Source organism: Chryseobacterium sp. C3 (assembly GCF_014218905.1).
Lineage (GTDB): Bacteria > Bacteroidota > Bacteroidia > Flavobacteriales > Weeksellaceae > Chryseobacterium > Chryseobacterium mucoviscidosis.
In genome coordinates, this window is sequence record NZ_JACLCU010000008.1 from 210,323 (window position 1) to 228,420 (window position 18,098).

General features: G+C 36.1%; 21 protein-coding genes. 20 read left to right on the top strand and 1 reads right to left on the bottom strand.

The genetic code is table 11. From position 1 onward, the window contains the following. The first annotated feature begins 446 nt into the window (after positions 1-446). The 20 genes from H6W53_RS17990 (at position 447) to H6W53_RS18085 (ending at position 17,080) form a co-directional block, all read left to right on the top strand. Complete coding sequence (locus H6W53_RS17990; protein WP_185208760.1) at positions 447-1,022, top strand: TetR/AcrR family transcriptional regulator; 576 nt, start codon at positions 447-449, stop codon at positions 1,020-1,022. A gap of 351 nt (positions 1,023-1,373) precedes the next feature. Beyond that, entirely contained in the window at positions 1,374-2,690 is a 1,317-nt protein-coding gene (locus H6W53_RS17995) for a phenylacetate--CoA ligase family protein (RefSeq protein ID WP_185208762.1), read from the top strand. After that, positions 2,691-3,776: a 2Fe-2S iron-sulfur cluster-binding protein gene (locus H6W53_RS18000; RefSeq protein WP_185208764.1), complete on the top strand. Its 1,086-nt coding sequence runs from the start codon at positions 2,691-2,693 to the stop codon at positions 3,774-3,776. A gap of 112 nt (positions 3,777-3,888) precedes the next feature. After that, the gene (gene paaA, locus H6W53_RS18005) at positions 3,889-4,827 is read left to right on the top strand and encodes a 1,2-phenylacetyl-CoA epoxidase subunit PaaA (RefSeq protein ID WP_108409168.1); all 939 of its coding nucleotides are present in this window, start codon (positions 3,889-3,891) and stop codon (positions 4,825-4,827) included. 4 nt (positions 4,828-4,831) lie between these two features. After that, positions 4,832-5,233, top strand: coding sequence for a hypothetical protein (locus H6W53_RS18010; protein WP_185208766.1), 402 nt, complete (start codon positions 4,832-4,834; stop codon positions 5,231-5,233). 22 nt (positions 5,234-5,255) lie between these two features. Continuing rightward, positions 5,256-5,537, top strand: a complete 282-nt coding sequence (paaB, locus tag H6W53_RS18015; RefSeq protein WP_002981782.1) for a 1,2-phenylacetyl-CoA epoxidase subunit PaaB — start codon at positions 5,256-5,258, stop codon at positions 5,535-5,537. A gap of 30 nt (positions 5,538-5,567) precedes the next feature. After that, complete coding sequence (gene paaC, locus H6W53_RS18020; RefSeq protein WP_082171027.1) at positions 5,568-6,356, top strand: 1,2-phenylacetyl-CoA epoxidase subunit PaaC; 789 nt, start codon at positions 5,568-5,570, stop codon at positions 6,354-6,356. 97 nt (positions 6,357-6,453) lie between these two features. Further along, positions 6,454-6,918, top strand: coding sequence for a 1,2-phenylacetyl-CoA epoxidase subunit PaaD (paaD, locus tag H6W53_RS18025; RefSeq protein WP_116548138.1), 465 nt, complete (start codon positions 6,454-6,456; stop codon positions 6,916-6,918). 94 nt (positions 6,919-7,012) lie between these two features. Beyond that, positions 7,013-7,813, top strand: coding sequence for an enoyl-CoA hydratase-related protein (locus H6W53_RS18030; protein WP_185208768.1), 801 nt, complete (start codon positions 7,013-7,015; stop codon positions 7,811-7,813). 35 nt (positions 7,814-7,848) lie between these two features. Then, the gene (locus H6W53_RS18035) at positions 7,849-8,202 is read left to right on the top strand and encodes a four helix bundle protein (RefSeq protein ID WP_116095973.1); all 354 of its coding nucleotides are present in this window, start codon (positions 7,849-7,851) and stop codon (positions 8,200-8,202) included. 40 nt (positions 8,203-8,242) lie between these two features. Further along, on the top strand, positions 8,243-9,376 hold the full coding sequence (locus H6W53_RS18040; protein ID WP_185208770.1) for a 3-hydroxyacyl-CoA dehydrogenase NAD-binding domain-containing protein: 1,134 nt from the start codon (positions 8,243-8,245) through the stop codon (positions 9,374-9,376). 2 nt (positions 9,377-9,378) lie between these two features. Then, positions 9,379-9,795 carry a hypothetical protein gene (locus H6W53_RS18045; RefSeq protein WP_087707812.1) on the top strand — a complete coding sequence of 139 codons (417 nt, stop codon included), beginning with the start codon at positions 9,379-9,381 and terminating at the stop codon, positions 9,793-9,795. Between the two features lie 9 nt (positions 9,796-9,804). After that, complete coding sequence (locus H6W53_RS18050; RefSeq protein ID WP_087707810.1) at positions 9,805-10,119, top strand: hypothetical protein; 315 nt, start codon at positions 9,805-9,807, stop codon at positions 10,117-10,119. Between the two features lies 1 nt (position 10,120). Further along, complete coding sequence (locus H6W53_RS18055; RefSeq protein ID WP_185208772.1) at positions 10,121-10,534, top strand: PaaI family thioesterase; 414 nt, start codon at positions 10,121-10,123, stop codon at positions 10,532-10,534. A 97-nt stretch (positions 10,535-10,631) separates the two neighbouring features. Continuing rightward, positions 10,632-11,837 carry a 3-oxoadipyl-CoA thiolase gene (pcaF, locus tag H6W53_RS18060; RefSeq protein ID WP_185208774.1) on the top strand — a complete coding sequence of 402 codons (1,206 nt, stop codon included), beginning with the start codon at positions 10,632-10,634 and terminating at the stop codon, positions 11,835-11,837. Between the two features lie 108 nt (positions 11,838-11,945). Beyond that, a complete protein-coding gene (locus tag H6W53_RS18065) occupies positions 11,946-12,539 on the top strand; it encodes a transferase hexapeptide repeat family protein (protein ID WP_076395268.1) in 594 nt (197 codons plus the stop codon). A 95-nt stretch (positions 12,540-12,634) separates the two neighbouring features. Next, a complete protein-coding gene (gene paaZ, locus H6W53_RS18070; protein ID WP_185208776.1) occupies positions 12,635-15,130 on the top strand; it encodes a phenylacetic acid degradation bifunctional protein PaaZ in 2,496 nt (831 codons plus the stop codon). Between the two features lie 147 nt (positions 15,131-15,277). Then, complete coding sequence (locus H6W53_RS18075; RefSeq protein WP_165762953.1) at positions 15,278-15,439, top strand: bacteriocin-like protein; 162 nt, start codon at positions 15,278-15,280, stop codon at positions 15,437-15,439. A gap of 178 nt (positions 15,440-15,617) precedes the next feature. Further along, positions 15,618-16,352 carry a DUF4241 domain-containing protein gene (locus tag H6W53_RS18080; protein ID WP_185208778.1) on the top strand — a complete coding sequence of 245 codons (735 nt, stop codon included), beginning with the start codon at positions 15,618-15,620 and terminating at the stop codon, positions 16,350-16,352. 38 nt (positions 16,353-16,390) lie between these two features. After that, on the top strand, positions 16,391-17,080 hold the full coding sequence (locus H6W53_RS18085; RefSeq protein WP_185208780.1) for an SMUG2 DNA glycosylase family protein: 690 nt from the start codon (positions 16,391-16,393) through the stop codon (positions 17,078-17,080). A gap of 179 nt (positions 17,081-17,259) precedes the next feature. Here H6W53_RS18085 and H6W53_RS18090 read toward each other — a convergent pair whose 3' ends face one another. Beyond that, positions 17,260-18,087 (bottom strand): T9SS type A sorting domain-containing protein, encoded by an 828-nt coding sequence (locus tag H6W53_RS18090; protein WP_185208782.1) that lies wholly within the window; start codon positions 18,085-18,087, stop codon positions 17,260-17,262. Positions 18,088-18,098 lie beyond the last annotated feature (11 nt).

Consider the following 18,098-nt stretch of genomic DNA (forward strand, 5'->3'; position numbering starts at 1 on the left):
TTAATTAAGAAGTTTAGAATATTTAAGAGCTGCTTCGCTTTCCAAAATAATGCTTATTAAAAATCTATTGATTTTTTCTTAATTAAACTTAACATCTTAAATCTTCTTAATGGTTTAAGTAATAAATTTTTTTTAAACTCATTTTAAATTTAACCACAAAAGAAACAAAAGACTTTATTGGATTTATTTAAAGTTTTTCAAAAGTCTGAAGAGAAAAAATCTTTGATTTTTTTAACTTATGTGCTCTTTTTTTTCATTTAAGTATTAAACTTAAGAAACTAAAGTGTTTAAATCTTTTGCATCTTTTGTGGTAAAAAAGTTTAATTTTTTCATTTCATCATTTTGAAAAAGCATTATGCAGTGTTTAGCTTTTAATTCTTAAGTTAAAAATCATCTTCTCAAAATCAAATATTAAAATCAAAATAATTACTTTTGCGTTTTTACAAATGGAGCTTAAAGAAAAACAGAAGAAAATTTTAGATGTTGCTGTGGAACTTTTCAAGGAGAAAGGCTACATGGGAAGCTCTGTTCGTGATTTGGCAACCAGACTGAATATCAAAGCAGCTTCTTTATATGCGCACATCCGCTCAAAGGAAGAAATTCTGGAATGGATCTGCTTTGGCATCGCGCAGGAATTTTTTGATGAACTTCAGGAAGTAAAAAACACCAATATTCCACCAAAGGAAAAGCTCAATCTTTTTATTGAAAAACATTTGTCGGTTGTTCTGAAAAACCGTGATGTCACGCACATCTATTCCAACGAATGGAAACATCTGGAAGAGAGATTACCCGAATTCATCGAACTAAGAAAAAATTATCAGCAGGAAGTTGAACAGTTGATTTCTGAAATTTATACCGCTGAAAACTGGGAATTGAGATCACCCGCTTTTACCACGAGATTTATTCTCCATACTTTAAACAACTCCTATTTTTGGTTTAAAAGAAATATAGAATCCGGTTCGGATATCACCGATGAAATTAGGGATAAAATTCTTTTTGGTTTACTGGGAAATCAGAAATAGTAATTTTAAACTTAAAATTCCCAAAACTTTATCAAAGTTTTTGTCATTCTGACGAAGGAAGAATCTCACAATTATTTTAAGATTATTTTACTCTATTCAATGCTGCTTATGCAGTAAGATATCATTTCGACGAAGGAGAAATCTATTAAACATTAAATAAAATAGATTCTTCACTTCTGAACTGCGTTCTTAGACTATCTGTCTATGTTTCGAATGACAAAATCCTACTTAAACTAAACCTCAATCTTAGCCTTAATTATTTAGAATCATTAAAAATCTGACGAAAATCATAAAAATTTTGTCACATTCCAAAATCTTTTTAAATTTACACCTAACAAATGTTAGTTAGTTATGGATTTTGGTGTTGAATATCTTAAGCTCGATCAGTTGAGACAGCTTCAGTCTGAGCGGTTGGCAAATTTGGTAGACTATCTTGGAGAGAAGTCGGAATTTTATAAAAGAAAATTTAAAGAATCAGGAATATCTCCACAGGAAATAAGGTCGATTGAAGATATTACCAAACTTCCGATAACATACAAACAGGATTTGAGAGACAATTATCCGTTTGGGTTATTTACCGTTCCGAAAAATGAACTGCAGAGAATTCACTGTTCAAGCGGAACAACGGGAAAACCAACGGTGGTGGGATATACAAAAGAAGATGTTGATTTATTCAGCGAAGTCGTGGCGAGATCTTTGAATGCAGCAGGCGCAAAACCGGGAATGCAGTTGCATAATGCATATGGTTACGGAATCTTCACGGGCGGATTGGGATTGCATTACGGAGCGGAAAAACTGGGAATGAGCGTTCTTCCGATTTCGGGAGGAATGACGGCGAGACAGGTTGATCTGATTATGGATTTTCAACCGGAAGTAATCTGCTGTTCGCCATCTTACGCTTTAACCATTGCTGATGAATTTGCTAAAAGAGGAATCCCCGCAGAAAAAATCAGTTTAAAATATGCAGTTTTGGGATCAGAACCCTGGACAGAATTAATCAGACAGCATATTGAAGAAAGATTAGGCGTTCATGCAACCAATATTTACGGATTAAGCGAAATTATCGGACCCGGAGTTTCGATGGAAGATTTTGAGGAAAAAGGAGGTTCTTACATTTGGGAAGATCATTTTTATCCCGAAATTCTCGATCCGGTTACAAAAGAGCCCGTTCCGTTTGGTGAAGAAGGCGTTTTGGTGATTACCACTTTAACGAAGAAAGCAATGCCGCTTCTGCGTTACTGGACAAATGATATCACAAGTCTTTACTATGACGAAAATGGTAAAAGAACGATGGTAAAAATGCGTCCGATTTTGGGAAGAGCCGATGATATGCTGATTGTAAGAGGGGTAAATGTATATCCAAGTCAGATTGAAGAAGCATTTTCTTATGTGGAAGGCGTAGTTCCGAACTATTATTTAACTCCTGTTGAGAAGGAGCAAATGTGTGTTGCACTGGATATTGATGTTGAAATTGGTGACGAATTGATCGCCTCGAAAAATTTAAATCAAAATACAGACGATTATGCTATTTTTGTCGGAAGCTTTGGAAAAAGTATAGAAAACGAAATAAAAAAGAGGGTAGGAATTACCACAAAAGTGAAAATTCATGCTCAGGACAGTCTTCCGAAATGCGAAGGTGGAAAAATTAACAGAATACTTAAAAAATAAATGAATTCATTTTATAAACTTAAAACAGTAAAAGTTCAGAAAGATACCAACGATGCAGTAAATGTAGCGGTTGAAATCCCTGAAGAGCTGAAAGATAAATTCAGATTCAAACAGGGGCAGTATCTTAATTTCCGAATGATGATCAACGGAAATGAAGAAAGACGTTCTTACTCCATTTGCAATGCGCCGAGTGAAAAAAGCAACACGCTGGAAGTTTTAGTGAAATTATTGGAAGGCGGAAAAGTTTCCGGTTATTTCAATGAGCATCTTCACATGGATGAAATTCTTGAGGTAATGCCTCCGATGGGCGGTTTCAACACGTCTTATCATCCGACAAACGTAAAAACATACATTGGTTTGGCGGCAGGAAGCGGAATTTCTCCGGTTTTATCAAATATTAAAGAAAGTCTTTATCAGGAGCCGAATTCCAACGCGTACCTGTTCTACAGCAACAGAAGCATGAATCACGTGATGAAAAAGGCTGAAATCGATAAATTGACAGAGCATTTCAACGGAAGATTGAAAGTAGTTTATCTCGTAAGCCGTGAAAAGCATGAAGACCCAATTTTCGAAGGAAGAATTTCCCCTGAAAAACTGGAACATTTATTTGAAAGATATGCAGATATTGATGTAAAAGAAGCCACGTATTTCATTTGCGGACCTTCTGAAATGATCAAAGGAATCGCAGATTATTTAAAGAAAGATAAAAAAGTACCGGCGATTCAGGTTCTATTTGAATATTTCACCGCTCCTGACGAAGAAAATACGGAGGAAATGAGCGACGAATTCAAGGCCATTGCCAATATTGAAAGTATGGTTACGGTAATCATTGACGATGATGAATATTCTTTCCACCTGAATTCAAAAAAAGAAAGTATCTTAGATAAAGCATTGAAAGACAATCTTCCTGTACCTTTTGCGTGTAAAGGAGGAGTGTGTTGTACGTGTAAAGCCGAAGTTTTGGAAGGCGAAGTCTTCATGGAAAAAAACTACGCGCTTACCGAAGAAGAAGTAGCCCGAGGTTACGTTCTTACCTGCCAGTGTCACCCGACAACCAATGTGGTGATGCTTAATTATGATGTTTAAGACAATTTGAAAATGAGTCAATGTGCTAATTTGAAAATGCCATGATTGTGTTTTAATTTCAAATTGCCTAATTCTCAAATTTTCAGATTAATTAATTTTCAAATTTAAAAAGATGGATTTAGAAAAATTTGTACAGTACGTACACGACGAAAATAAAGTAGAACCGAAAGATGTAATGCCGGATGATTACAGAAAACTATTGGTTCGTCAGATTTCACAGCACGCACATTCTGAAATTGTCGGAATGCTGCCGGAAGCCAACTGGATTTCCAGAGCACCTTCTTTGAGAAGAAAAATGGCTCTTTTGGCGAAAGTTCAGGACGAAGCAGGTCACGGTTTATACCTTTATTCTGCGACAGAAACTTTAGGTGATGGAACCATCAGAGCCGACAGAGATGCAACGTATGAAGATATGCTTTCAGGAAAAGCAAAATATTCAAGTATCTTCAACTATCCGACTTTAAGCTGGGCAGATATTGGTGCCATCGGTTGGTTGGTTGATGGTGCTGCGATCATGAATCAGGTCATGTTGATGGGAAATTCTTACGGTCCTTACTCAAGAGCGATGGTGAAAATCTGTAAAGAAGAATCTTTTCACCAAAGACAGGGTTATGAAATTTTGATGGCTCTTTGCCGTGGTACAAAACAGCAGAAAGAAATGGCTCAGGCTTCGTTAAACCGTTTCTGGTGGCCGGCTTTAATGATGTTTGGTCCAAATGATGACAGTTCGCCAAACTCCAAAATCTCGATGAATTACAGAGTGAAAAGAGAAAGCAATGACAGTCTTCGTCAGAGATTTATCGACGTTACGGTTGCTCAGGCTGAATTTTTAGGATTAACCATTCCGGATAAAGATCTAAAATGGAATGAAGAAAGACAGCACTACGATTTCGGGGAACTTCCTTGGGATGAATTTATGGAAATCTTAAAAGGAAATGGTCCTGCCAACAAAAAGCGTATCGAAACCAAAAGAAAAGCTCAAAGAGAGAATTCTTGGGTAAAAGAAGCGGCGGCAGCGTTTGCAGAAAAACAACAAAAAGAAGTAATATAAACTTGTGAAAGCTATATTTCAAACATTTTTATTTGCAGTTTTATGCAGTTCATGCTCTCTAGCAAATGGATCTCAATCAAATCCAGAAGTTTGGGAAGATAACAAGGAAAATTTACAAAATATTGTAGATAGAGTTCTTTTAAATCCTGAAAAATTTGAAGAGGGAGAAAATTTAATTCCTGAAGATTTAAACTTTTCTTATGATAAAACTTTTGATATTAAAGGAAATTTAAAAGATAAAAATGATTTGAAAATAACTTTTTATACTGATAGAGGACTTATAGATCATTATTCAGCAATAATTTATACAACTCAAAAGGGTTTAATAAAACAACTTGATGAAAATGTAAAAAATGGTGGAAATGATTTTAAGCTCCAAAATAATTGGTATGCTATAAATGATTAAAATTTAAAATTAAAATTTGACTATGGCAAATTTAGATATGTGGGAAGTGTTTATTCAGACTAAACCGGGATTATCTCACAAACACGTTGGAATTGTACAGGCGCCAACAGCAGAAATGGCTTTGCAAAACGCAAGAGACGTTTATACAAGAAGAAAAGAAGGAACTTCTGTTTGGGTAGTCCCAAGTAAATACATCGTAACTTCAGAAGGAGTGGATAAAGAAGCATTTTTCGATCCGGCAGATGACAAATTATACCGTCACCCAACCTTCTACGAGATCCCGAACGATGTAAAAAATATGTAAAACAGCAATTGGCTGTTAGCTGCTTGCAATTTGCCAAAAGCTAGACGCCAAAAGCCAAAAGCTAAAACAATGAACCCATTATATAATTATTTATTAAAATTGGCAGACGACAGTTTCATTATGGGACAGCGTTTGTCTGCGTGGTGCGGTGAAGGTCCTTATCTGGAGGAAGATATTGCATTAACGAATATTGCGTTGGATGAACTTGGTCAGGCGAACAACTTTTACGTTTACGCTTCAAGACTTTTAGACGATGGAAAATCTGAAGATGATATCGCCTTTTTAAGATACGAACACGAATATGTAAATGCACACTGGACAGAACTTCCGAACGAAGATTATGCCCAGACGATTTTAAAAGTGTATGTTTTTGCAGTATATCAGAAACTGATGTACGAAGCATTGTCCAATTCAGCAAATGAAGAATTGGCAGCGATTGCTCAAAAATCATTAAAAGAAGTAAAATACCATTACACGCACGCTGCTTCCTGGATGAAAATTTTCGCTCAGGGAACAGAAGAAAGTAAGAGCCGTCTGGTAAAAGCCATTGAAAATATTTGGGAATATACGAAAGGTTTATTCGCAAAAACAGAAGGAGAAGATGATTTGGTAGCTTTAAATATTGCTCCGAACACCGATGCTCTTTATGAAGAATTTGTAACGATCACCCAAAAAGATTTTGCAGATTTTCAGTTAGAATATCCTACAAATCCTTTCATGCAGCCAAAATCCAGAACAGGATATCACACAGAATATTTTGGATATATCCTTTGTGAATTGCAGTATATGCAGAGAGCATATCCGGGCTGTACGTGGTAAAAAAATCAATGAGTTAATTTGAAAATATGCTAATTTGAAAATTGAGGAGTGCCATAAATTTTCAAATTACCCAAATTTTCAAATTTTCAAATTAATTATGAAAAATCCTTTAGACATATTAGAAATGGTTCCCGATCCGGAAATTCCGGTAATTAATATCGTGGAATTGGGTATTGTAAGAGAGGCGAAAATTACTGGCGAGAATTCCTGCGAAGTAACGATTACGCCTACTTATTCTGCCTGTCCCGCCATGTTTACCATTGAGGAAGACATCATCAAAATTATGAAGGAAAACGGATGGGAAGCGAAAGTGGTGACCAAAATGTTTCCGATCTGGACGACGGACTGGTTAACCGATGAAGCGAGAGAAAAACTTCGGGTATACGGAATTACCCCTCCCGAAAAAGGAGCCGACGAGCATCATATCGGGAAACCGAAAAAATGTCCACGTTGTGGTTCCATGAACTCAAAACAGATCAGCAGATTCGGGTCTACGTTATGTAAGGCTTCGTATCAGTGTTTAGACTGTTTAGAACCTTTTGACTATTTTAAATGTCACTAAACAATTTGAAAATGTGCTAATTTGAAAATGAGTAAATTAGTGGTGAACTAAAATTTTCAAATTGTCTAATTTTCAAATTAAAAAATTATAAACTATGTATACACAACTCGATATTGAGTCGCATTTCGACGGAAAACTTAAAATTGCTTATCTCAATCAGCCGGATACCATGAACGCGCTTACAAAGCCGTCTTTATCAGATCTGAAAGATTTTGTAAAAGAATGCAGTGAAGATCCTGCAGTAAGATGCGTGGCAATTTCCGGAAGAGGAAGAGCTTTTTGTTCCGGTCAGAATCTTGATGATGCTTTTGTTCAGGGCAATGAACATCATGACAACGATATCATCAGAAAAATTGTAACAGATTATTACAATCCTTTGGTAATGGAAATTACCCACTGCAAAAAACCGGTTGTGGCTTTGGTAAATGGTCCTGCAGTTGGAGCCGGAGCGATGTTGGCGTTAATCTGCGATTTTGTTCTGGCAAATGAAAAAGCTTATTTTGCTCAGGCTTTCTCCAATATCGGATTGATTCCTGATACCGGTGGAACCTATTTTTTACCAAAATTACTGGGAAGACAATTAGCCAATTATTTAGCATTTACCGGAAAAAAATTATCCGCGGAAGAATCTAAATCATACGGTTTGGTTGCTGAAGTTTTCACTGAAGAAGAATTCAGTTCAAAATCAATGGAAATTTTGGAAAGAGTTTCCAATATGCCGACTGTTGGTTTAAAATTAACCAAAAAAGCATTTGCGCATTCTTACGACAATACACTGAAGCAGCAGTTGGAATTAGAAGGTGATCTTCAACAGAAAGCAGCAGAAACAGAAGACTTTAAAGAAGGAGTAAGTGCCTTTTTACAGAAAAGAAAACCTGAGTATAAGGGAAAATAATTAATTTGAAAATGAGTTAATCTGAGAATTTGAAAATGAGAAATGATAAAGAGAATATTATTGTAAATAAGACTTTTGATTTTGCTTTAGACATCATTGAATTTTCAGAAGGTTTGTACGAAACTAAAAGATTTCCATTAGCAAATCAGATTTTCAAATCTGGAACTTCGATTGGAGCTAATGTTAGAGAAGCTCAAAATGCAGAAAGCAAAGCAGATTTTATCCATAAATTGAAAATTGCCGCTAAAGAAGCTGATGAAACAGAATATTGGCTTTTACTGTGTTTAAAGTCTCTACATTTGCAATCGCCCAATGAAAAATTAATTTCAGATTTAAAAGAAATTGTATTAATTCTATCTAAAATTATTTCAAGCTCGAAGCTTAAATAATTTTCAAATTAACTCATTTCCAAATTTTCAAATTAAAAATATGAATGTAGGAATTATTGGTGCCGGAACTATGGGAATCGGCATTGCACAGGTAGCCGCAACGAACGGATGCAAAGTCTGGATTTATGACGCTAATGCAAAACAGGTAGAAACGGCAACCGTAGGTTTGGAAAAAACATTGACTAAACTGGTTGATAAACAGAAAATTTCATCAGAGAAAATGACTGAAATTTTAGCCAATATTTCCATTGCTACAGAATTAAAAGACTTCAAAGATTGTGAATTGATCATTGAAGCCATCATCGAAAACAAAGAAATTAAGACCAAAGTTTTCACAGAATTAGAGAAACACGTTTCAGAAAGCTGTGTGATTGGTTCCAATACTTCTTCCATTTCCATCACCTCTCTTGGTGCGGAATTACAGAAACCGGAGCGTTTCATCGGAATTCATTTCTTCAATCCGGCTCCGCTGATGCCTTTAGTAGAGGTTATTCCATCCTTATTAACCGAAAAATCTTTAGCGGAAAAAATCTACAGTCTGATGAAAGATTGGGGAAAAACTCCTGTTGTTGCAAAAGATATTCCCGGATTTATCGTCAACAGAATTGCCCGTCCTTACTATGGAGAAGGATTGAGAATTGTTGAAGAAAACATCGCAACGGTAGAACAGGTTGATGATGCGATGAAAACTTTAGGTAACTTTAAAATGGGACCTTTTGAATTAATGGATTTAATCGGAGTTGATGTGAATTTCTCGGTGACTAAAACTGTGTACAACGAATATTTCTACGATCCGAAATACAAACCGTCTCTTCTTCAGCAGAGAATGTCCGAGGCAAAACTTCACGGCAGAAAAACAGGAAAAGGGTTTTACGATTATTCGGAAGGAGCTGTTAAACCGGAACCTGTGAAAGACGATGCACTTTATCAGCAAATATTCATGAGAATTATTTCCATGCTGATTAACGAAGCCGTAGAAGCAAAAAGGTTAGGCGTAGCAAATGACAAAGATCTGGAACTCGCAATGCAGAAAGGCGTTAATTATCCCAAAGGTTTATTGGCATGGGGAAAAGAAATAGGATATTCTAAAATCTCCGAAACTTTGCAGGATCTTTACGAAGAATATCAGGAAGAGAGATACAGACAAAGTCCGTTGCTGAAAAAGTTAATTTAAACATGAAACATAAAACTCTTAGAATAGATTTGTTATCTGATTGGCAAAAGCATTTTGCTTTTGGATTAGGAGAGGTCATACTAAGCGAAAAAGATAGTGATGAAAATATTATTACTGAATTAGTTTTAGCAACAAATGCTTTTGATTTAATAATGAACTTAGATAATGACTTTTTGCATCATTCTTCGGAGAGTACGGTTTATAGATACAACTATTCAAGAGTGTATGATATGATTGGCTGGGCTTCTGAAAAAGAAGAACAAATTATCGATATCATAGAATTTTATGATTATCTCATTAATAATGAAAACCAAGTTGATATTAAATTGTTTGGAAAAGAATATGATGAGATAATAAATATTTGCAAATCAGTAATGGAAAATGAAAATAAACTTTACCTTACTGCTGACAATTATTAAATAAATTTTATGAATATTGAGGACTTCAGAGCTGAACTGGAAACAAGACTTATCATTGAAAAAGAATACATCATTCAGGAACTTTCTTCAATACATGATTATCAGGAAAAGCTTGAATTATTAGGTAAATTCAATGAAAAATATAAAGAATTGATTAAAAGATTAGCAAATGAATTTGGAATTGATTTAAATGAACATTTTCAAACAGAAGATCCTTCAAATTCCGAAAATCTTTCGTCCCATCAGATTATTCTTGGAAAGACCATGTCGGTTTACGACAAGTTGGCTGATGAATTATTTGAAAAAATAACTAGCAAAAATTAAAATGAATCCGAGACAGGTTGCAGAATATATGTTTGATCAGGATTATTTTTCCCAATGGATGAATATCAAACTGATTGAAGTCAAAGAAAATTATTGTTTAATAGAAATGCCCATTAAAAAAGAAATGATTAACGGGCTGAAAACGGTTCACGGAGGCGTTACGTTCGCTTTTGCAGATTCTGCACTGGCTTTTTCGTCCAACAATTCCGGTGATGCAGCCGTTGCATTGAATTGCATCATCAATTTTACCAAAGCCGGAAAAGAAGGCGATATTTTCAGAGCAGAAAGCATTTTGGTCAATGAAACCAGAAAAACCGCTGTTTACGACATTAAAATTACCAATCAAAACGAAGAATTGGTTGCCAAATTTGTCGGAACGGTTTATAAAATAGGAAAAAAAGTAACGGAATTATAAATTTGAAAATTTGGAAATGAGGCAATTTGAAAATTATTTTTTACTGCTTTTTTTCATTTTCAAATTTTCAAATTAACACATTTTCAAATTAAATAAAATGAACAACGTATATATAATTGACTACATAAGAACTCCCATTTCAAAATTGAGCGGAGGTCTTTCAGAAGTAAGAGCCGACGATTTGGCTGCCATTGTTATTAAAGAAATTGTAGCAAGAAACCCTGAAGTTCCTGTTGAGGAAATTGAGGACGTTATTTTCGGATGCGCCAATCAGGCAGGTGAAGACAACAGAAACGTAGCCAGAATGGGGCTTTTATTGGCTGGGCTTCCTTATAAAATCGGAGGGGAAACGGTGAATAGATTGTGTGCTTCAGGAATGTCTGCGGTGGCAAATGCTTTCCGTTCTATTGCTGCAGGAGAAGGTGAAATTTATATCGCAGGTGGAGTAGAACACATGACGCGTTCTCCTTATGTAATGTCAAAACCAAGTACAGCTTTCGGTAGAGATAGCCAAATGTTTGATACCACTTTCGGATGGAGATTTGTAAATCCGAAAATGAAAGAAATGTACGGGATTGATGCGATGGGTGAAACGGCAGAAAATTTAGCGGATATCCACAACATCAGTCGTGAAGATCAGGACAAATTTGCCCTTTGGTCACAGCAGAAAGCTACCAAAGCTCAGGAAAGCGGAAGACTGGCGGAAGAAATCGTAAAAGTTGAAATTCCACAGAAAAAAGGTGAACCGAAAATCTTTGATACAGACGAATTTATTAAGCCGACTTCTTCAATAGAAGGATTAGGAAAACTTCGTCCGGCTTTCAGAAAAGAAGGAACGGTAACCGCAGGAAATGCATCCGGAATGAATGACGGAGCAGTAGCTTTAATCTTAGCAAGCGAAGAAGCTGTAAAAAAATACGGGTTGAAACCAAAAGCGAAAATCTTAGGATCTTCCGTTGCCGGAGTTGAGCCAAGAATTATGGGAATCGGACCTGTAGAAGCCACTCAAAAACTATTAAAAAGACTGAATCTTTCATTAGACGATATGGATATCATCGAATTGAATGAAGCATTCGCTGCTCAGGCTTTAGCCGTAACAAGAACCTTAGGTTTAAAAGATGACGATTCAAGAGTAAATCCAAACGGAGGTGCTATTGCAATCGGTCATCCACTTGGAGTTTCAGGAGCCAGAATCGTTGGTTCTGCGACAATGGAACTTCAAAAACAGGATAAGAAATATGCATTGTGTACACTTTGTATCGGTGTCGGACAAGGGTATGCGATGGTGATTGAACGAGTTTAATTTGAAAATGAGCTAATTTGAGAATTTGAAAATACTATTCACAGCGTTTTAATTTTCAAATTGGCACATTGTCAAATTTCCAAATTGATTTATTTTCAAATTAAAATTATGAATATCTACTCATATCACGGAATTCGGCCGATAATAAAACCTTCCGCGTACGTTCACCCGCAAGCGGTGATTATTGGCAACGTGGAAATCGGCGAAGAAGTTTATGTTGGTCCCAATGCAGTGATTCGTGGCGACTGGGGAAAAATTATAGTGAAAGACGGTGCCAATGTTCAGGAAAACTGTACCCTTCACGTTTTTCCGGGAATTGAAACTATACTTGAAGAGTCTGCACATATCGGTCATGGAGCGATTATTCACTCGGGACATATCGGCAAAAACTGTCTGGTCGGAATGAATTCAGTCGTGATGGACAAAGCAGTCATCGGAGATGAATGTATCATCGGTGCTTTAGCTTTTGTTCCGGCAAACTTCAGATGTGATGCCAGAAAATTAATTGTAGGAAGTCCTGCAAAAATCATCCGCGATGTTTCCGATGAAATGATTAAATGGAAAACAGAAGGAACAAAACTGTATCAGGAATTGGCAAGAGAAGGAAAAGATGCTATTTTGCCTTGTGAACCTTTTACAGAATATGTTCAGCAGATTCCTACGAAAGTTGTAGATTACAGCATCTGGGATGATATTAAGTAAAATTAAATAATTTGAAAATGTGCTATTTTGAAAATTTTATCATAGGAAACTAATTTTCAAATTGACTCATTCTCAAATTTTCAAATTAGATAAATATGGAAAAGTTAAAAAACTATATCTATGGCGAATGGATCGAAGGAAACGGAAACGGAATTCCTTTATATAATGCTGTTAATGGAGAACAGGTTGCCATTTCCGACACGGAAGGTCTGAATTTTGAGCAGGCTTTGGATTACGGAAGAACAGTAGGTTATAAAAACCTTTCATCGATGACGTTCTACGATCGTGGAGAAATGTTGAAAAAAGTAGCACTTTATCTCCTTGAAAGAAAGAAAAAATATTACGAACTATCGTATAAAACAGGAGCTACTCACGTTGATTCCTGGGTAGATATCGAGGGAGGTTTCGGTACTTTTTTCACGTATTCAGGATTGGCAAAAAGGATGCTTCCGAATACGCCGTTTTGGGTAGATGGTGATACGCAGAAAATTTCAGCAAACGGAACTTTCTTAGGAACTCATATTTTAACACCGAGTGAAGGGGTTTCAGTACAAATTAATGCTTACAACTTTCCGGTTTGGGGAATGCTGGAAAAATTGTCCACATCATTGTTAGCAGGTGTTCCATCCATTGTGAAACCTTCTCCGTTTGGTTCTTATTTAACGAATGCCGTCTTTCAGGATATGATTGAAAGCGGAATCCTTCCTGAAGGAGCGGTTCAGTTGGTTTGCGGTGAACCGGGAAATATTCTGGATTATATGCAGGATGGAGATTCTGTATTATTTACGGGTTCTGCAACGACAGGAAGAAAATTAAAATCTTTGCCTTCGATTGCAGGAAATGCGGTTCGTTTCAATATGGAAGCAGATTCTTTGAATTGTTCTATTCTTGGATTGGATGCAAAACCGGGAACTCCCGAGTTTGATTTATTCATTAAGGAAGTACGTAACGAAATGACGACGAAAGCCGGACAAAAATGTACAGCGATCCGTAGAATCATCGTTCCTGAAAACTTAATCGGAGACGTTCAGAATGCTTTGTCCAAAGCTTTAGACCAGACAAAAATCGGAAACCCGTTGAATAGAGAAACAAGAATGGGTTCTTTGGTGGGAAAACAACAGTATGATGAAGTTGTAAGAAAAATAAATTTATTAAAAGCCGAAACAGAACTGGTTTACGACGGAAAGCACGAATTGATAGATGCCGATTACGAAAACGGAGCATTTATGAGTCCGAAACTCTTCCTGAATGATAAACCTTTTGAAAAAAATATCTCTCACGATGTCGAAGCATTTGGTCCGGTTTCTACATTAATGCCTTACAAAGATGCGGAAGAAGCGGCGGCGTTGGCAAAAAGAGGAAAAGGAAGTTTGGTAGGTTCCATCGTTTCCCATGATAATAATTTCGTTGCCGAAACGTCTTGGAAAATGGCTTCACAGCACGGAAGAATTTTTGTATTGAACAGAGACAGCGCGAAAGAAAGTACAGGTCACGGTTCTCCGCTTCCGACTTTAATGCACGGCGGTCCCGGAAGAGCAGGAGGAGGAGAGGAAATGGGCGGATTGAACGGTCTTCATTTCTTCCTTCAGAAAACAGCTATTCAGGGTTCTCCGGATATTTTAACTGCCATTACAAAGATTTATCAGCAGGGAGCTGAAAAAAAATATTCAGATAAACATCCGTTCCAGAAATATTTTGAAGAAGTTGAGGTGGGAGATTCTCTGGAAACAGCAGGAAGAACGGTTACCGATGCAGATATCGTAAATTTCTCCAATGTTTCGTGGGATCATTTCTACGCACACACCGATGCAACGAGCTTAACAGGAACTATATTTGATAAAACCGTTGCTCATGGCTATTTCATTCTTTCAGCAGCGGCAGGATTATTTGTTTCAGGGAAAAAAGGACCGGTTATCGCAAATTACGGACTGGAAAACTGTTCGTTCTTCAAGCCGGTGTATGCAGGAGATACCATTACGGTGTATTTAACGGCGAAAGAAAAAATCAATCGTGGCGTAAAAGGAAGAAACATTCCTTCCGGAGTGGTAAAATGGCTGGTTGAGGTCGTGAATCAAAGAGATGAGATCGTTTGTGTGGCAACTATTTTAACATTGGTGGCAAAACAATCTCCTTTTATTGATTTAAACTTAAAAAATATTCAGAAAATGCTGAATGGATTAACAGAATCTACTCAGCCGAACTGGGGTAAAATGTCTCCACAACAAATGATTGAACATTTGGAGCATGGGGTTTTGGTAAGTCTTGGCGAACCTGAAGCAGACAAATGTTTCACTCCTGAAGAGCAATTGGAAAAATGGCAGGATTCTTTGTATAATCACCGAAAAATGCCAAAAGATTTCCCTGCGCCGTTTTTAGAGGATGACGAAAAACTATTGGAGTTAAGACATAAAAATCTTGAAGCTGCTAAACAGTCTTTCATTGATAACTTAAAAAGATTTGTGATTTATTATAAAGAAAATCCACAGGCAGAACACCTGAATTTCGTTTTCGGAAAACTGAATAAGGAAATGTGGGAACTTATGCACAAGAAGCATTTTACACATCATTTTGAGCAGTTTGGATTGATTTAAATATAAAGCAGCATTCTTTAATGAATTGCTGCTTTTTAATTGTATAACTATTTGATTAAATTGTTTTTAAATGATTTTATTGCTAACTTTAGGATGCGAAATCCGAAAAGCATAAAGAGTAGGAACAATCATTAAAACTAAATCATCATGAAAAACTTAAAAAAATTGTCAAGACCAGAGTTGAGAGCCATTGAAGGATCTGGTCCAAACTGGTCTTGTACACCAACTTCGTGTCCTAAAGGAAGCTGCTGTATTCCGGGAAGCTGGCCGAGTACTCCAAGAGCGTGCGTTATTTGTGCAGATTCTTAGTCGTCCAAATAAATTTTATGTATCATTTTACTTAGCCTGTTTCGGTTAAAATAATTCTAAACACCCTTTCAGCTTGTGTTGAAAGGGTATTTTATAATTTTATGTTAAAAAACTTATGGATAGTTATGTCTTTATTTTTATTCTTTATTTTAAGGCTTAAAATTAAATCATAAAAGAAATGAACGAAAACTGGCTACAGAAATATGAAGAAGTAAAAAATGTTCTCATATGTCCGACGGATTTGGAAACTTATTTTACGTCTGATGAAATTGCAGGGCAGCCATTGGAAACGATGGAAATCGGAAATGTTTCCCTTCCTTCCGGAAAAATAGTGGTGAGAGATCCGCTTGTGAATCTGAATGCCAATCAATCACCTTATTTTATTCAGGCTCCGCAAGGAAATTTTCCAGTAACGGTTGCCGTGGTAAAATCTGAAGATTGGGGAGATAGATATGCTGTTGTAAAAGTTGAATTTGCAAAAGAAAAGCCTATTATTTACAGGGAAGCTTTAGTAGGAATTGAGGAATTGGAGGATGTAAGTGAAGATGATTTCTTTGGTTTTGAGGTAGATGCGGGACTAGGCTGTATTGCTGATGCGGAAGTGCTTCCTTTTGTGGATAAATTTTTTGATGAAGCAGATATTGATAATGTTTACGACGATTATTTTGCCGATTTATTTGAGAAAAGCTATCAGGAAAATCCTAAAAACCAGAGAGATGCCGGAGACTGGATCAACTGGAAAGTTCCGGATACCAATTATCATATTCCTATGTTTGCAAGTGGCTTTGGAGACGGTACTTATCCTGTATATTTTGCTTATGATAACAATAACAGTATTTGCGGATTATACATCCAGTTTATAGATATTGAATTAGCCTTAAGCGAAGATGGAGATGAGGATGATGTAGATTAAAAAGATCAGCCAGATAATTTTTTTCTTAAAAACCAAATATGACGAAAACTTTTGCTGAGGAAGTAGTAGAATTTAATCGAAACTTACATTACTCCGGAAATCTTCCCGATGATTTTCAGGTGTTAAATCCTTATCTCGACAATCCTGAAACCATGATTGTTATGGAAAGGTTTTATCATAAATATTACAATGATTTCAATAACAGAAAATTTCTGATAGGGATTAATCCCAGTCGTCACGGAGCAGGCGTTACAGGAGTTCCTTTTACAGATACAAAACGTCTCGAAAGCGTGTGCGGAATTAAAATGGAATCTGCTCATACGCATGAAGTTTCCTCGATATTTATGTATGATGTGATTGAGCAGTATGGCGGAGCAGAAAATTTTTATCAGGATGTTTATATTAATTCTCCGTTTCCTTTAGCAATTGTCAGGAAATCGAAAGGAAGCTGGATCAACGCCAATTATTATGATGATAAAGAACTTTTCAGCGATGTAAAAAATTTTATGATTGATTGTTTAAAAAAGCATATCATCCTGAATATCGACATTTCGGAAGTCTTTGTTTTGGGTAAAAAAAATGCAGATTTTATTTCAAAATTAAATAATCAAGCCAATTTATTTGAAAAAATGACAGTTCTGGAACATCCAAGATACATCCAGCAGTACAAATCCAAAGAGAAACAATGGTATATTGATAAGTACATTGTAAAAATTAAAACTCCCTGAATTTCTCAGAGAGTTTTAGAACGGTGATATTAAATATCGCCAGAACGAGGGAAAACATGATAATCCCCCGATTGCTCAGGGGACATCATCACAATATTATGCTTTAAAATCTTTCACGGTACAATCACCTATCTTAATGAATTTCATGGTTATTAGTTTTTACCTTAACGATAAGCGTATTATTTTTTGATAATTTTATAAGACTCTTTAGAAGACTTTATCATGTAAACACCTTTTGGAAGATCAGAAATATCAGATTCGTTTGTTCCTTTTTGTGTTTCAATTGTTTTTACCAATTGTCCGCTTTGGCTGTACACCTCAAACTTACTGTTTTCCTCAGTTTTAATGGTAAGTGGACCGCTTGTTGGATTAGGATAAATCCCTGAATCTTTTTTCGATGATCTTACTTCATTGGCAGCTAATACAAGTCCGGTATCTTTTACCCATGTAAATGCATCTAATCCCATATATTGATAACCACCTCCTGCGGTAATTTGTAGCTGATCGATAACGATATTGCTATAATTCTGTCCGTTAAGATTAGTCATGTCTATTAAAGTATATCCATTCGTTGTAGCAATAGAGTTAACAAACCCTGTAGTTTTTGTCTGAGAAAATTTTGTAACTCCGGATAATTTACCTGTAATAGTTAATGTCCCAGTTACATTCTGTGCAGTATTTGCTGCGCCTAAATAAACCCAGAATCTGTTTACTTTAAATAAATTAGATGTTGTCTTAATACTAAAAGAAGTTCCGGCAGATTGGTTACCCGCTCCGGAGTTATCTATATATCTGTTGTCAATTGCGGTACCACTCCATCCAGTCCCCGGATAAGAAGCCTGAATATCGTAGGTATTTACATGCGACAGAATATTGAATATTACTCCATTATCAGTAAAGCTTGCGCTTGCATTAGATTCTGTCTCAAATTGTTCCGTACTAGTCTGTCCAAAAGAAAAGACCGAAATAAAAAGAACAGATAAGGTAAAAAGTATAGTACTTTTCATGATTTTAAATT

Bases quoted from the DNA above. Each gene is read 5' to 3' on its own strand.
- paaZ (WP_185208776.1), top strand. From the start codon at position 12,635: ATGGAAAAGTTAAAAAACTATATCTATGGCGAATGGATCGAAGGAAAC.
- H6W53_RS18030 (WP_185208768.1), top strand. From the start codon at position 7,013: ATGTATACACAACTCGATATTGAGTCGCATTTCGACGGAAAACTTAAA.
- H6W53_RS18000 (WP_185208764.1), top strand. From the start codon at position 2,691: ATGAATTCATTTTATAAACTTAAAACAGTAAAAGTTCAGAAAGATACC.
- H6W53_RS18045 (WP_087707812.1), top strand. From the start codon at position 9,379: ATGAAACATAAAACTCTTAGAATAGATTTGTTATCTGATTGGCAAAAG.
- H6W53_RS18065 (WP_076395268.1), top strand. From the start codon at position 11,946: ATGAATATCTACTCATATCACGGAATTCGGCCGATAATAAAACCTTCC.
- paaB (WP_002981782.1), top strand. From the start codon at position 5,256: ATGGCAAATTTAGATATGTGGGAAGTGTTTATTCAGACTAAACCGGGA.
- H6W53_RS18090 (WP_185208782.1), bottom strand. From the start codon at position 18,087: ATGAAAAGTACTATACTTTTTACCTTATCTGTTCTTTTTATTTCGGTC.
- H6W53_RS18075 (WP_165762953.1), top strand. From the start codon at position 15,278: ATGAAAAACTTAAAAAAATTGTCAAGACCAGAGTTGAGAGCCATTGAA.
- H6W53_RS18055 (WP_185208772.1), top strand. From the start codon at position 10,121: ATGAATCCGAGACAGGTTGCAGAATATATGTTTGATCAGGATTATTTT.
- H6W53_RS18080 (WP_185208778.1), top strand. From the start codon at position 15,618: ATGAACGAAAACTGGCTACAGAAATATGAAGAAGTAAAAAATGTTCTC.
- H6W53_RS18035 (WP_116095973.1), top strand. From the start codon at position 7,849: ATGAGAAATGATAAAGAGAATATTATTGTAAATAAGACTTTTGATTTT.
- paaA (WP_108409168.1), top strand. From the start codon at position 3,889: ATGGATTTAGAAAAATTTGTACAGTACGTACACGACGAAAATAAAGTA.
- H6W53_RS17995 (WP_185208762.1), top strand. From the start codon at position 1,374: ATGGATTTTGGTGTTGAATATCTTAAGCTCGATCAGTTGAGACAGCTT.
- H6W53_RS17990 (WP_185208760.1), top strand. From the start codon at position 447: ATGGAGCTTAAAGAAAAACAGAAGAAAATTTTAGATGTTGCTGTGGAA.
- H6W53_RS18085 (WP_185208780.1), top strand. From the start codon at position 16,391: ATGACGAAAACTTTTGCTGAGGAAGTAGTAGAATTTAATCGAAACTTA.
- pcaF (WP_185208774.1), top strand. From the start codon at position 10,632: ATGAACAACGTATATATAATTGACTACATAAGAACTCCCATTTCAAAA.
- paaD (WP_116548138.1), top strand. From the start codon at position 6,454: ATGAAAAATCCTTTAGACATATTAGAAATGGTTCCCGATCCGGAAATT.
- H6W53_RS18050 (WP_087707810.1), top strand. From the start codon at position 9,805: ATGAATATTGAGGACTTCAGAGCTGAACTGGAAACAAGACTTATCATT.
- H6W53_RS18040 (WP_185208770.1), top strand. From the start codon at position 8,243: ATGAATGTAGGAATTATTGGTGCCGGAACTATGGGAATCGGCATTGCA.